This window comes from Flavobacterium plurextorum (assembly GCF_002217395.1).
Taxonomy (GTDB): Bacteria; Bacteroidota; Bacteroidia; order Flavobacteriales; family Flavobacteriaceae; genus Flavobacterium; species Flavobacterium plurextorum.
In genome coordinates this window covers 1-14,156 of the sequence record NZ_MUHD01000028.1, presented here as the reverse complement: position 1 = coordinate 14,156, position 14,156 = coordinate 1, and the positions used below count along the sequence as shown (strand labels likewise).

The 14,156-nt window shown below is 33.4% G+C and carries 12 protein-coding genes; 6 read left to right on the top strand and 6 right to left on the bottom strand.

Features of this window, described 5'->3' with window-relative positions; translation table 11 throughout:
• Positions 1 to 25: 25 nt before the first annotated feature.
• The 5 genes from B0A81_RS14930 to hpt all read right to left on the bottom strand — a co-directional run bounded on the left by B0A81_RS14930 (position 26) and on the right by hpt (position 6,235).
• The gene (locus B0A81_RS14930) at positions 26 to 2,170 is read right to left on the bottom strand and encodes a S46 family peptidase (protein ID WP_089058786.1); all 2,145 of its coding nucleotides are present in this window, start codon (positions 2,168 to 2,170) and stop codon (positions 26 to 28) included.
• 174 nt (positions 2,171 to 2,344) lie between these two features.
• The gene (gene obgE, locus B0A81_RS14925; protein WP_089058785.1) at positions 2,345 to 3,346 is read right to left on the bottom strand and encodes a GTPase ObgE; all 1,002 of its coding nucleotides are present in this window, start codon (positions 3,344 to 3,346) and stop codon (positions 2,345 to 2,347) included.
• Positions 3,347 to 3,562: 216 nt separating this feature from the next.
• The gene (locus B0A81_RS14920) at positions 3,563 to 4,837 is read right to left on the bottom strand and encodes a hemolysin family protein (protein ID WP_089055343.1); all 1,275 of its coding nucleotides are present in this window, start codon (positions 4,835 to 4,837) and stop codon (positions 3,563 to 3,565) included.
• A 220-nt stretch (positions 4,838 to 5,057) separates the two neighbouring features.
• Entirely contained in the window at positions 5,058 to 5,630 is a 573-nt protein-coding gene (locus B0A81_RS14915) for an adenylate kinase (RefSeq protein WP_089058784.1), read from the bottom strand.
• Positions 5,631 to 5,704: 74 nt separating this feature from the next.
• Entirely contained in the window at positions 5,705 to 6,235 is a 531-nt protein-coding gene (hpt, locus tag B0A81_RS14910; protein WP_089058783.1) for a hypoxanthine phosphoribosyltransferase, read from the bottom strand.
• A 97-nt stretch (positions 6,236 to 6,332) separates the two neighbouring features.
• Here hpt and B0A81_RS14905 point away from each other — a divergent pair, with 97 nt between their 5' ends.
• From B0A81_RS14905 to B0A81_RS14885, 5 genes are all read left to right on the top strand, one after another.
• Positions 6,333 to 6,884, top strand: a complete 552-nt coding sequence (locus B0A81_RS14905) for a hypothetical protein (protein WP_089058782.1) — start codon at positions 6,333 to 6,335, stop codon at positions 6,882 to 6,884.
• 214 nt (positions 6,885 to 7,098) lie between these two features.
• Positions 7,099 to 8,253, top strand: coding sequence for a 5-(carboxyamino)imidazole ribonucleotide synthase (locus B0A81_RS14900; RefSeq protein ID WP_089058838.1), 1,155 nt, complete (start codon positions 7,099 to 7,101; stop codon positions 8,251 to 8,253).
• A 98-nt stretch (positions 8,254 to 8,351) separates the two neighbouring features.
• Positions 8,352 to 8,837, top strand: a complete 486-nt coding sequence (gene purE, locus B0A81_RS14895) for a 5-(carboxyamino)imidazole ribonucleotide mutase (protein WP_089055348.1) — start codon at positions 8,352 to 8,354, stop codon at positions 8,835 to 8,837.
• Positions 8,838 to 8,937: 100 nt separating this feature from the next.
• Positions 8,938 to 10,965 (top strand): M3 family metallopeptidase, encoded by a 2,028-nt coding sequence (locus B0A81_RS14890; protein WP_089058781.1) that lies wholly within the window; start codon positions 8,938 to 8,940, stop codon positions 10,963 to 10,965.
• Between the two features lie 114 nt (positions 10,966 to 11,079).
• Entirely contained in the window at positions 11,080 to 11,739 is a 660-nt protein-coding gene (locus B0A81_RS14885) for a SanA/YdcF family protein (RefSeq protein WP_089058780.1), read from the top strand.
• A gap of 217 nt (positions 11,740 to 11,956) precedes the next feature.
• Here the strand turns inward: B0A81_RS14885 and B0A81_RS14880 are convergent, their stop codons facing one another.
• Positions 11,957 to 13,219, bottom strand: coding sequence for a cation:proton antiporter (locus B0A81_RS14880; protein WP_089058779.1), 1,263 nt, complete (start codon positions 13,217 to 13,219; stop codon positions 11,957 to 11,959).
• Between the two features lie 136 nt (positions 13,220 to 13,355).
• Between B0A81_RS14880 and B0A81_RS14875 the strand changes: the two genes are divergently transcribed.
• Positions 13,356 to 13,859 (top strand): GbsR/MarR family transcriptional regulator, encoded by a 504-nt coding sequence (locus tag B0A81_RS14875; protein ID WP_089058778.1) that lies wholly within the window; start codon positions 13,356 to 13,358, stop codon positions 13,857 to 13,859.
• The last annotated feature ends 297 nt before the right edge of the window (positions 13,860 to 14,156 follow it).

The following is a 14,156-nucleotide window of genomic DNA, read 5'->3' as shown; positions in this document are numbered from 1 at the left end:
GTTTACTTTTATAAATAAATTGAGATTATTTCACAATCGTCAATTCGTCAATAATGTTTTTAGCTCCAGCGTATTTATCAATAATCCAAAGTACATAACGAATATCAACATTGATAGTTCTTTGTAATTTAGGATCAAAAATAACATCTCCAGCCATCGCTTCGATATTTCCATCAAAAGCAATTCCAATTAGTTCACCTTTTCCGTTTAATACAGGCGAACCAGAGTTTCCTCCTGTAATATCATTATCAGTTAAAAAGTTTACTGGCATATAACCTGCTTTATCAGCATATTGTCCGAAATCTTTTTTCTTGTTCAACTCTAACAAACGAGCTGGCAAATCAAACTCTTGATCTCCTGCTTTATACTTTTTCACCATACTTTCCATGGTAGTATAATTATTGATCTTAGCATCATTACGAGGATCTGCAGGTAAAGCACGAACTTTTCCGTAAGTCAATCTCAAAGTAGAGTTTGCATCAGGATATTGAATCGCATTTAGTTTTGATTCTCTTAAGCCTTCAACTAATTTACGGAAAGCAATTGCAAAACCATCATCAGCTTTAGCCTGATCGTCAGTTTTAGCACGGTATTTTGTCAATAAATCATTAGAAATGATATACAAAGGATCATGTACAATCGCTAATGGTTTTGGATTAGCCATAAATGCTAATACTTTTTCTTTAGTTGTAAAATAACTAATTTCAGTTGCTTTTGCTACATCCTTAGTAAAGTCTCCGTTATTTTCAGATTTCATTTTAGCTATTTGTGGAGCTAAACCATATTCAGCCGCTTTAGAAGAATATAAATTCAATTGAGCAGTCAATACATCTTTCTCTAATGGAGCATAAAATTCGCCATAGATATTATCAATCATTGCGTTAATCTTAGGAAGCATTTCCGCTTTTTTCGCATCATTTTCATTGTAATATGCAATTAAAGCATTTCCTAAATTAGCTGGTCCAGTTGCATAGCTTGAAGTACGCAAAAGTTGTGTAAGATAATTATCATGAGTCGCTTTTAAATTCGTTTCTCTGTAATAATCGTTGATAGTAGGAATTACATTCTCATACTTTTCTTTATTAGCAGGTTTAGTTGCCCATTCGTAGAACTTATCTTCTTGTTCTGTTTTTGTTGCTACTGTTCCAGCTTTTGTCAAAGCATCAATCATACCTTGACGATTTTTCCAATAGTTGGCAGTAGAAGCATATTTAGACGCATATTGCAAACGAACTGTTGCATCTTTGTCCATATACTTTTTCATTACATCCATTCCAGTTTTAGCACCTTCAACCCATGCCGGATAAGCAAACTTAATGTTTTGCTCGATTCCGCCAGCAGGCATCCAACGGTTTGTACGCCCAGGATAACCTAAAATCATAGCAAAATCATTCTCTTTCACACCTTTAATACTTACAGGTAAGTAATGTTTAGGTTGCAATGGCACATTATCTTTTGAATATGCAGCAGGATTTCCGTTTTTATCAGCATATACTCTAAACATAGAGAAATCTCCTGTTTGACGAGGCCATTCCCAGTTGTCAGTATCTCCACCAAATTTACCAACACTTTCTGGCGGCGTTCCAACTAAACGAACGTCTGTATAATCTTGGTAAACGAAATAGTAATATTCATTTCCTTGAAAGAAAGGACGAACAGAAACAGTGTATTTTCCACCTTCGTTATTTTCCTTTTCAATCAAAGCGATTTCTTGCTGAATGATTTTGTTTCTTTCAGCTTCAGTCATTTGATCATTTACTTTTGACAAAATCCTTTTTGAAACATCATCCATACGAACAAAGAAACGAACGTACAATGATTTTGGTTTCAATTCGGCACTTCTTTGCTTTGCCCAAAATCCATTTTTCAAATGATTTTGTTCTGCAGTCGAAAGTTCTGCAATCGCACTATACCCGCAATGGTGATTTGTTAACACCAATCCTTCTTTAGAAACAATCTCAGCTGTACAACCTCCATTAAATTGTACAATAGCATCTTTTAAACTATGGTGATTAATACTGTAAATTTCTTCGGCTGTTAATTGCAAGCCCATTTTTTCCATATCTCTATGGTTCAATCTTTCGATAAACATCAAAAACCACATTCCCTCATCAGCTCTTACAGGAAAAGCCATTAGGCACATGGTCAAGAATAAAACTACTTTTTTCATGTTATTTTGTTTAAGTTCTGCGAATATAATTCATTTTGACAATTATTTCATCCTAAAGAATATCAAAATTGAACATGATATCAATTTTGCACTCGTTTATTACGAATTTAACATTCTAAAAACAAAAAGGCGTTCTATTTCTAGAACGCCTTTCCTATTATTTAAAAATGTAGATTATTCATTAAGCATTTTCCAAAGTTTATCCTTTAAATCGGTTAAACCTTGTTGTGCAACAGATGAAATAAACATATATGGAACGTCTTTAAAAGACACGTCCAATTCTGCTTTCAATTCAGCCTTAAGTTCATCATCCAGCATATCACATTTTGAAATCACTAAAAGACGTTCTTTATCTAACATTTCAGGATTGTATTTTGTTAATTCATTTACCAAAATATCGTACTCTGCTTTAATGTCTGGCGTATCAACTGGAACTAAAAACAGCAATGTTGAATTACGCTCAATGTGACGTAAGAAATAATGTCCAAGACCTTTACCTTCAGCAGCACCTTCAATAATTCCAGGAATATCAGCAATTACAAAAGATTGAAAATCTCTGTAAGCTACAATTCCTAAATTCGGTTTTAAAGTTGTAAAAGGATAATCGGCAATTTTTGGCTTAGCCGAAGTCAAGACAGACAACAATGTTGATTTTCCAGCATTAGGGAAACCAACTAAACCAACATCTGCCAAAACTTTAAGTTCTAGAATAACATCCATCTCAACACCCGGTAAACCTGGCTGAGCATATCTTGGAGTTTGATTTGTAGAACTTCTAAAATGCCAGTTTCCTAAACCTCCTTTTCCACCTTTTGAAAGAATTCTTTTTTCTCCGTGTTCAGTAACTTCAAAAAGAGTTTCTCCAGTTTCTTTGTCTTTTACAACAGTCCCTAACGGCACTTCGATAAATTTATCATCACCATCTGCTCCTGTACTACGATCTCCTCCACCGTCTCCACCGTGTCCAGCTTTAATATGACGCGCAAACTTTAAATGAAAAAGTGTCCAAAGACCTTTATTTCCAACTAAATATACGTGTCCGCCACGACCTCCATCACCACCATCAGGACCGCCTTTTTCAATAAATTTCTCTCTATGTAAATGCGTAGATCCCTTTCCTCCTTTTCCGGAAGAAACATATATCTTAACGTAATCTACAAAATTCCCTTCTGTCATTTTTTTGAATTTCAGATTTTAGATTTTAGATTTTAGATTACACTAAACTCTATTTCTAAACTCTATTATTTTAAATACTTAGTCTCGCTTTTCAGTACAAATTACAGCCGTACATTGCAACTGAAAGCTATTTTTATTTGTGTTTCAGACTTTCAGACTTCAAGTTATGCGTTACACAACTTGAAACTTTAAACTTGAGACTTGAAACAAATTTCCTTACTCTTTAAGCGTTTTTACAAGCACTTTATCAATCTTTACTCCATCCATGTCGATGACCTCTAAGACAAATTTCTGCCAAATCAGTTTCTCACCTTCTTTCGGAATATGAGAGAGTTCTGTCATAATCATCCCGCTTACCGTGTTTACTTCGTAATCATTTGTCAACTCATCCAGTTCAAAATAAGTTAAGAAATCATGCAATGAATAATGTCCGTCAACCAGCCACGAACCATCTTCTCTTTCTATAAGCTGAAACTCATCTTTATAAAACTCTGATGCATCACCAACTAAAGCTTCCAAAATATCATTCAAAGTAATCAATCCTTGAAAAACTCCGTATTCATCTGAAACTAAAGCATAGTGAACTCCTGTTTTTTTGAAATTCTCTAATGCTTTGTATGCAGTAGTTTGTTCCATTAAATATGGAGCATCTGTCATTATTGCTCGCAAATCGAAATTATCCTTCTCAATATTGGCAAAAATATTTTTCAAAGTAACAACTCCGGCAATATCATCATAATTCTCATTATACACTGGATAAACAGCATGCAAATCCTGAACCACCAACTCTTTAACTTTGATTTTATCAGCATTCAAAGGCAGCATATCAACAGATTTTCGGTGTGTCATTAAAGAACTTACTTTTCTGTCTCCAATATGAAAAACACGCTCCACAATATCTTGTTCAATCTCTTGAACTTCTCCAACCTCTGTTCCTTCTTTTATAATCGCCTTAATTTCTTCTTCCGTAACTTTTCCGTCAGCTGTTGGTTTTATCTGCAAAACATTCAATAAAAAATCAGTAGACGTTGTTAAGAGCCAAATAAAGGGCGCCGTGATAATAGAAACTATTTTCATTGGCATCGCAACCATTTTTGCAATCGCCTCTGGATAATTTAATCCAATACGTTTTGGTAACAACTCACCAAGAACTAGAGAGAAAAAAGTTAAAACAACAACTACAATTCCAACTGCTATAGAATGTGCATAAGGTTTTAAAACTTCAAATCCGCTTACAAATACTTCTACATCCATTGTGATTTTATCCCCGCTGTAAATACCCGTCAAAATTCCAATTAAGGTAATTCCGATTTGTACCGTTGATAAAAACTTATTTGGAGAATTCGCCAGATCCAGAGCAATTTTGGCACTATTGTTCCCTTTTTTCGCTGCTGTTTCCAGTCTGTTTTTTCTAGCCGAAATCAATGCAATTTCTGACATCGAGAAAACTCCGTTTAATAGTATTAGAAAAAATATTATTAGTATTTCCAATGTTTTAGTAGATTCGTTACTTGTTTGGTTATTTAATTTTTATTGTAATCTTGGTATTCTTTTAGCCCGAAGCTAAAAAAACTAATTTTTCCCGCCAGAAAACAGTTAACTCCCAAAGCGTCGGGAGAAGCTCGTTTTATAGAAAAGAAAAATAGTTTTTTTAGTGTCCCGACAACTATCGGGATAAATCATCAGTTAGTCCCGAAATCTCGGGAAGTTTCTACAAATTATCTATAACTGATGTTAAGCGCTCTGTAATTCCTTCAATAGTTCCAATACCATTTACGGCGTGGAATTTATTTTGTTCTTTATAATAACCAATTAATGGAGCTGTTTTTTCATTGTACTCCTGATATCTTACACGAATTTTTTCTTCGTCCTGATCATCTGCTCTTCCGCTTGTTTTTCCTCTTTCAAGTAAACGTGCTACCAAAATCTCGTCATCAGCCTCTAAAGCAATTGTAGCTGTTACGCTTGAACCAATAGTTGGTAAAAACTTATCTAAAGCCTCAGCTTGATCAATTGTTCTTGGGTAACCGTCGAACAAAAATCCTGCTGTATTAGGATGCTTATTTACTTCATCTATTAACATTGCAGTAGTAACTTCGCAAGGAACCAATTCTCCATTGTCCATAAATACTCTTGCTTTTTTACCTAAATCTGTATCATTCTTTAAATTAAAACGAAAAATATCTCCAGTCGAAAGATGTGTTAAATTGTATTTTTCTTTTAAAAATTCTGCCTGAGTTCCTTTTCCTGCTCCCGGCTTTCCAAATAAAACAATGTTAATCATAATAAGTGTGAGTTGTGTGACTTCTTAATTTTCGAAGAAGTTTAAAATGAATATATAGTTGTGTGTCTTTTAAATTATTCTGCTAGTTTGTAAACTTCTGCAAGATTTCGTCCTAAACCATCATAGTCCAATCCGTAACCTACAATAAATTTATTCGGAATTCTAATTCCGATGTAATCTATTTTTATATCTTTTTTATACGCTTCTGGCTTAAAGAACAATGTTGCCACTTTAAAGTGTTTTACATTTTGTGCTTTAAACAAATGTTTTAATTCTTCCAGCGTATTTCCTGTATCGATAATATCCTCAATGACAACAACACTTCTACCAGTCAAATCCTGATTGATTCCGATTAATTCTTTAACCGAATTTGTTGTTTCAGTTCCCTCATAAGAGGCCATTTTAATGAATGAAACCTCGCAAGGTTTTTTATATTTTTTCAAAAAATCGGCTACGACCATAAAAGCGCCATTCAAAACTCCAATAAAAATTGGAGTATCATCTCCAAAATCATCCTCTACCTGCGCAGCTAATTTAGTCAAAGCAAAATCAATTTCTTTAGCCGAAATAAACGGAACAAATTGTTTATCGTGAAGTTGTATCATTATTTTTAAATTTAAAATAATGGACAAAGATACAGATTTCGAATTTGAGAACCGAAAATTGAGCCTAAATTTGTATTTTTAAATCAAATTCAAAAAAATGCTTTCCGAACTGCAAGAAAAACTGGATTATGTTACGGCTCATAGAGAAAATCGCTTAAAGTGCGCTCAGTTCATTCTTGAAAGCCCTCAATTTTTTAACGAATTAGTTTCTATTTGTTTTACGCCCGAAGACAAAAACAATCACAAAGCCTGCTGGATTCTCGAATTTGTGTCTTATGAAGAGCTGCTTTGGCTGCAGCCTCACCTTGATTTTTTCTGTTCAAATTTGAAAGTCCTTAAAGACGAAAGTTCCATTCGTCCAATTGCAAAAGTGACACAGCTTTTAGTAAAATCACATTATAAAAAAGATGAAAACAGCATTTTTATGTCCGAAGAAAATCTGCAAAATTGTATTGAAGCGAGTTTCGATTGGCTGATAAATGATGTAAAAGTGGCTGCAAAAGCATATTCAATACGAACTTTATATGTTCTGGGAAATCATTATGATTGGATTCATCCCGAACTTCAGATTATTTTAAACAAAGATTACGGAGATCATTCCGCAGCTTATAAAGCCGTCGCTCGAGAAGTTTTAAAGAAAATTGAATAGTTTTTTTAGCCGCGAATTACACCAAATTTTCACTAATTAATTTTAAAACTGAGTTATAAACAAATTCATGAAAATTTGGTGTAATTCGTGGCCGACAAAAAAATCCTTTTTAATCCTTTTAATCTGCTCCTAAACTTTATTAATTCGTGGCGAAAAAAACTAAATTTTGGCTAAAAAAAGATTAAAAGGTATCTTTGCAAAAACACAACACAAAATGAATTATTTTTCTTCTGATTTTAAATTAGGAATCTTAGGCGGAGGACAATTAGGCAAAATGCTTTTGTTCGACACCAGAAAATTTGACATACAAACTTATGTTCTTGATCCAAGCGACGAAGCGCCGAGTAAAATTGCCTGCAACAAATTCTTTCAAGGTGATTTAATGGATTATGAAACAGTTTATAACTTTGGTAAACAAGTTGATGTTCTTACTTTTGAAATCGAATTAGTCAATCTTGAAGCATTGACACAATTAGAGAATGAAGGTTTAAAAATATATCCTTCACCAAAAACTCTAAAAGGAATTCAGAATAAAGGCGTTCAAAAAGAATTTTACGCTAAAAATAATATCCCAACTGCTCCATTTGAAAGATTTGAAAATTTAGACGAACTGAAATCTGCTGTCACATCGAGCGAAGTCGAGATGCCGTTTGTATGGAAATGTACTGAATTTGGTTATGACGGAAATGGCGTAAAAGTTATTCGTCAGGTTTCTGATTTAGATACTCTTCCAAATGTTGAATGTATTGCAGAAACTATGGTTCCGTTTAAAAATGAATTAGCGGTAATCGTGGTAAGAAATCCATCAGGAGAAATAAAAACATATCCGGTTGTAGAAATGGAATTTCATCCAGAAGCAAACCAAGTTGAATACGTCATCTGCCCAGCTAGAATCGACGAAAAAGTAGCCGAAAAAGCCAGAGCAATTGCTTTGAATGTTTCTCAAAACTTTAATCACGTTGGACTTTTGGCTGTTGAGATGTTCCAAACTCAAGACGATGAAATTTTAGTAAACGAAGTTGCTCCTCGCCCGCACAATTCAGGACATTATTCGATCGAAGCAAGTTACACTTCACAATTCGAAAATCATTTACGCGCTATTTTAGATCTTCCGCTAGGAAACACAGACAGTAAAGTTGCCGGAATTATGGTAAATTTAGTGGGTGCCGAAGGATTTTCTGGAGATGTAGTTTACGAAAATATCGAAACTATTTTAGGCTGGAATGGCGTTACACCACATATTTACGGTAAAAAACAAACACGTCCGTTCAGAAAAATGGGCCACGTAACTATTGTAAATCAAGATATGGCCGAAGCAAGAAGAATTGCTGAGGAAGTTAAGAATACTATTAGAGTGATTAGTGCATAGTAAATTAGTTATTAGTCTCAATTTACAGCTTAAAACAAAATAAACAGTTTTCAATCTCAGCAGAGCTTGAAACCTGAAACAAAACAAACAAAAAACTCATGAGCAAAGTAGCTATTATAATGGGAAGCATCTCAGACATGCCAGTTATGCAGGATGCGATCGACATATTAAAACAATTTAATGTAGAAGTTGAAGTAGATATCGTTTCGGCACACAGAACGCCGGAAAAATTATTCGATTTCAGCAAAAATGCACATACTCGCGGAATTTCGGTAATTATTGCCGGCGCTGGCGGTGCAGCACATTTACCTGGAATGGTCGCTTCAATGTCTCCGCTTCCAGTAATTGGAGTTCCTGTAAAATCAAGTAATTCTATCGACGGATGGGATTCAGTATTATCGATTCTTCAAATGCCAGGCGGCGTTCCAGTTGCAACTGTGGCGCTAAACGGAGCAAAAAATGCGGGAATCTTAGCAGCACAAATCATCGGAAGTCACGATAAAAAAGTCCTTGAAACTATTATTTCTTATAAAGAAGAATTAAAAGCGGCTGTTAACAAAGCTGCTGAAGGTCTTAATAAATAAATTTAGTGATCAGTGGTCAGTTTTTTAGCGTTCAGTAGTTGTCTTTATGAGAACTGAACACTAAAAACTGACCACTGACTGCTTTTAAAAAACTTTACTTATGAGCGTCTTAACTCAATATTTCAATACCAAACATAATACTGCGCCTTTTTCGCAAATAAAAGTCGAAGATTATGTTCCTGCATTCAATGAAGGAATTGCTTTGGCTAAAGCCGAAATTGATGCAATCGTAAATAATCCAGATGCGCCGACTTTTGAAAATACTGTTGTTGCTATGGACTTTTCTGGAGACATTTTAGATCGTCTTTCGAGTATTTTCTTCAACTTAAATTCGGCTGAAACGAATGACGAAATGCAAAAAATTGCTCAGGAAGTTTCGCCTTTATTATCTGAATTCGGAAATGACATTACACTAAATGCAGCTTTATTTGCTAAAATAAAAGCCGTTTACGATCAAAAAGAAAGTTTAGGTTTAAATCCTGAACAAACAACTTTATTAGATAAAAAATACAAAAGCTTTTCAAGAAACGGAGCCAATTTGCCTGAAGACAAGAAAGACCAATTGAGAGAAATCGACAAAGAATTATCGAAATTGAGTTTACAGTTTGGTGAAAATGTTTTGGCAGAAACGAATGCTTTTGAATTGCATTTGACAAACGAAAAAGATTTATCCGGTTTACCAGAAGGAACAATCGAAGCGGCAAGATTAATAGCCAAAAATCAAGAAAAAGAAGGCTGGATTTTCACATTAGATCATCCAAGTTACGTTCCGTTTTTAACTTATGCTGATAATCGCGAATTACGTAAAAAAATGGCGATTGCTTTTGGTGCAAAAGCATTTCAAAATAACGAATTCGATAATCAAGAAAATGTTCTAAAAATTGCTAAACTGCGTTTTGAAAGAGCTAATTTATTAGGATATAAAACACATGCACATTTTGTCTTAGAAGAAAGAATGGCCGAAAGTCCAGAAAAAGTTTTCTCTTTTTTAAATGATTTATTGGCAAAAGCAAAACCTGCAGCTCAAAAAGAATTTGCGGAATTGACTTCTTTCGCAAAAGAGCTGGACGGAATCGAACAACTTGAAAAATGGGACGGTGCTTATTATTCTGAAAAATTAAAACAACAGCTTTTTAATTTAGACGATGAAAAACTGAAACCATATTTTCAATTAGAAAAAGTTTTAGACGGTGCATTTACAGTTGCAAAAAAATTATACGGTTTAACTTTTACCGAAGTTTTTGATATCGATAAATATCACGAAGAAGTTACAACTTATGAAGTAAGAGATGCTGACAACAATTTGGTTTCGATTTTCTACGCCGATTTCTTCCCAAGAAAAGGAAAAAGAAACGGTGCCTGGATGACTTCATTTAAATCTCAATATGTAAAAGACGGCGTAAACGAAAGACCACACATTTCGAACGTTTGCAACTTTACAAAACCAACAGAAACAAAACCATCTTTATTGACTTTTAATGAAGTAACAACTTTATTCCACGAATTTGGTCACGGTTTGCACGGAATGCTGGCCGATACAGTTTATCCGAGTTTATCTGGAACATCTGTTTTTTGGGATTTTGTAGAATTACCAAGTCAGATTATGGAAAACTGGTGTTACGAACCAGAAGCTTTGGCTTTGTTTGCGAATCATTATGAAACCGGAGAAATTATTCCGATTGAATATGTACAGAAAATTAAAGAAAGTGCCAGTTTCCAAGAAGGTTTAGCGACATTGCGTCAATTAAGTTTTGGATTATTAGATATGGCTTGGCACGGACAAGATCCAACTAATATTACCGATTTAAAAACTTTCGAAACGGAACAATTTGCCAATACACAATTATATCCTGATGTAAAAGAAAATGCAATGAGTACTGCTTTTTCTCATATTTTTCAGGGTGGATATTCTTCAGGATATTACAGCTACAAATGGGCAGAAGTTTTAGACGCTGATGCTTTTGAATATTTCCAAGAAAAAGGAATTTTCAATGAAGAAGTAGCAAAAAAATTCAAAGACAATGTACTTTCAAAAGGAGGAACAGAGCATCCAATGATTTTATACAAACGTTTTAGAGGACAAGAACCAAAACCAGAAGCTTTATTAAAAAGAGCAGGATTGGTTTAGACTTCCTACCCGATTAGATATTTTGAAACCGAAGCAGAAACGCTTCGGTTTTTTTATTTGGTTTTACTTTAACTATCTTCGTGTTTTTAAATCTTAATCTTACAAATACAAGCCGTGAAAAAATATTTTAAAATAGCCCTTTATCTTGCAATTATTGGACTAATTGCAATTATTTCTGTAAATTACTATGTAAAGTCTTCAACAAAAAAGAACATTTATTATTCGATTAAAAAATTCCCAAAAAATGATGTTGGAATTATTTTTGGCGCAGGAATAAATGGAGATCAGCCAAGCAAATATTTAAAAGATCGCTTAGATGCAGGAATTATGCTTTGGAAAGCAAAACGTATCAATAAAATTCTACTTTCGGGAGATAATGGCCGTGATGAATATGATGAATTAACCGTTATGAAAAACTACTGTTTTAATCACGGAGTTGACACAACAAAAATATTTATTGATTATGCAGGTTTCGATACATATTCTACAATGTATCGCGCTAAACATATTTTCAAAATCAAAAAAGCCACTTTAATTTCGCAGGAATATCATTTAAATCGTGCCATTTACATTGGTCAAAAATTGGGAATTAAATCAGTTGGATATTCCGCAAATAAAGGAGAATATCTTGGGTATAAATATGTAACATTTAGAGAATACGGTTCTATATTCAAATCCTTCTTTGATGTTTTAAGAAATCGTGAACCTCGCTTTTTAGGCGGTGAAATTAATATTAACGGAGAATCCAATTATTCTAAAGAAGATAAACGATAAGGAACGAATAACATATCGCTCCGCTGGAGCTTTTTGATATTTGAAAATCATATTTTCTATAAATATTCTGCTCCACCGGAGCAATAAAAAAAATGGGCTGAATCATTTCTGAAACAGCCCATTTTTTAGTAAATAATCTAAAAGAAAAATCTTCTTCTCTTTTCTTTTTTCTTTACTCTTTACTCTATATTCTCTAATTTACTCTATATTCTCTAATTTACTCTTTCTCCAAAACTCTCTTTGCTAATTTCCCAACAGTCAATCCTTGAACTACAATTGAAAATAATACCACAATATAAGTTACTTCCAAAAGCAGGTTTTTATATTCGCCTTCAGGCATAGAAAGTACCAGTGCGATTGAAACTCCTCCTCGAATTCCTCCCCAAACCAAAACCATTAAAGAGCCTTTGTTGTAAGCCGATTTAATTCCAAAGAACTTAAATATATCAAAGAATTTCCACGGCAATACTATTGATGTCAATCTTGAAAAAAGCACTATAAAAATCGCAACAAAACCTGTTAATAATTGTTTGTTCAAATCTGGCAGTAATAACAATTCAAAACCAATGAATAAAAATAGAACAGCATTTAAAATCTCATCGATAAGTTCCCAAAACTTCTCTAGATAATCTTTTGTTTCTTCGCTCATTGCCACTTTTTTACCGTAATTACCAATAATTAATCCGGCAACTACCATTGCTAAAGGACTTGAAACGTGTAAACTTTGAGCGATCAAAAAACCTCCCATTACAATCGAAAGTGTTATCAAAACCGAAACCTTATAATCATCAATTTTCTTTAAAACCCTTGATGCCGTAAATCCTAAAACAGCTCCCAATAAAAGTCCGCCAATACCTTCTTTTGCAAATAACCAAGCAATAGAACTAAAACTCATATCAAATGCTGGATCAGTTGCCATTTTCAAAACAACAGCAAACATTACTACCGCTACTCCATCATTAAACAAAGATTCGCCAACAATTTTAGTTTCTATTCTTTTAGGAACTTTGGCTTCTTTTAAAACCCCCAACACAACAATTGGGTCTGTTGGTGAAATTAAAGTTCCAAAAACCAAACAAAATATATAAGGAATTGTAATTCCCAAAAGAGGTGCTATATAATAAAGAAGCATAGAAATAATCAAAGCCGACAATACTACACTAACGGTAGAATAAATCATAATTGGCACTTTCTGCTCTTTAAGATCAGACATATTCACATGAAGCGCACCTGCAAACAAAAGAAAGTTTAACATGGCTCCCATTAAGATTTCATTGAAATCAAATTCCTTTATTAACTCAAAGAAATGCTTTGTGGTAGCAGGAAAATAAGAGTCTCCTAAAAGGCGAATTCCAACCGAAACCAACATCGCAATAATCATAATTCCGATGGTTCCAGGAAGTTTTAAAAATCTCAAATTTAAATAGGCGAAGAAAGAAGCGAGTACAATAAGTACTGAAAAAGTGTAGTATAATTCCATAAAAGTGATTTTTACAAAAATAGCTGCAGCATTATTTAATCAAAATTTAATGCCTTGAATTAACATAACTTTATAATTCGTTAAATAACTTTCAATTATTTTTGAAAGTTTAAAAACTTTTGCTTACATTTGACTCATGGAATTCAAAGAAGCAAAAAATAAGTTTGTACAAACCTGGGGAGCATTAGGTTCTCAATGGGGAATTAATAAAACGATGGCACAAATCCATGCTTTATTAATGGTTTCAAACGAACCTATTTCTATGGAAGACATTATGGAAGAACTGCAAATCTCTCGTGGAAACGCCAGTATGAACTTAAGAGGCTTAATGGATTGGGGAATTGTTTATAAAGAATACAAAACAGGAGAAAGAAAAGAATTTTTTACTGCCGAAAAAGATCTTGACGAATTAGCCGTAAAGATTTCGAGAGAAAGAAGCAAAAGAGAAATAAAACCAACTCTTAAAATCTTAAAAGAAGTTTCGACAATTGAAGCAAAAGATTCTGCAGAAGAAAAACACTTTGTCGACCAGACCACTAAACTATATGATTTTGTTTTAAAAGCAGATAATATGTTAGATAAAATGACGGAATTTAATGAAAACTGGTTAGGAAAATTGGTTATCAAAATGATGAAGTAAAAAAATTTAATTAAAACTTTCATTTTTTTCTGAAAGTTTAAAAAAATCAATAACTATGAAAACTATAAATTACATCAATTCTTTTCTTCTTGGAATACCTCTAATCATTTTTATATTAGCTTTCTTAAAAATTATAGATTTAACGGTATACGGTTTATTGTCTGTCATATTTATCGGGCTATTTCAAATTATTGTTAGTGGATATATGTTATTTAAAGTGAAAAATGAATTTCGTAAAAGCAGAGTGGAAAAATTTAGCCTTATTTAACATTGAAGTTAATAGCGGAATTTTAGAAA

Coding starts and splice junctions, on each gene's coding strand:
- obgE (WP_089058785.1), bottom strand. CDS start 3,346: ATGACAGAAGGGAATTTTGTAGATTACGTTAAGATATATGTTTCTTCC.
- B0A81_RS14890 (WP_089058781.1), top strand. CDS start 8,938: ATGAGCGTCTTAACTCAATATTTCAATACCAAACATAATACTGCGCCT.
- B0A81_RS14875 (WP_089058778.1), top strand. CDS start 13,356: ATGGAATTCAAAGAAGCAAAAAATAAGTTTGTACAAACCTGGGGAGCA.
- hpt (WP_089058783.1), bottom strand. CDS start 6,235: ATGATACAACTTCACGATAAACAATTTGTTCCGTTTATTTCGGCTAAA.
- B0A81_RS14880 (WP_089058779.1), bottom strand. CDS start 13,219: ATGGAATTATACTACACTTTTTCAGTACTTATTGTACTCGCTTCTTTC.
- purE (WP_089055348.1), top strand. CDS start 8,352: ATGAGCAAAGTAGCTATTATAATGGGAAGCATCTCAGACATGCCAGTT.
- B0A81_RS14930 (WP_089058786.1), bottom strand. CDS start 2,170: ATGAAAAAAGTAGTTTTATTCTTGACCATGTGCCTAATGGCTTTTCCT.
- B0A81_RS14915 (WP_089058784.1), bottom strand. CDS start 5,630: ATGATTAACATTGTTTTATTTGGAAAGCCGGGAGCAGGAAAAGGAACT.
- B0A81_RS14900 (WP_089058838.1), top strand. CDS start 7,099: ATGAATTATTTTTCTTCTGATTTTAAATTAGGAATCTTAGGCGGAGGA.
- B0A81_RS14905 (WP_089058782.1), top strand. CDS start 6,333: ATGCTTTCCGAACTGCAAGAAAAACTGGATTATGTTACGGCTCATAGA.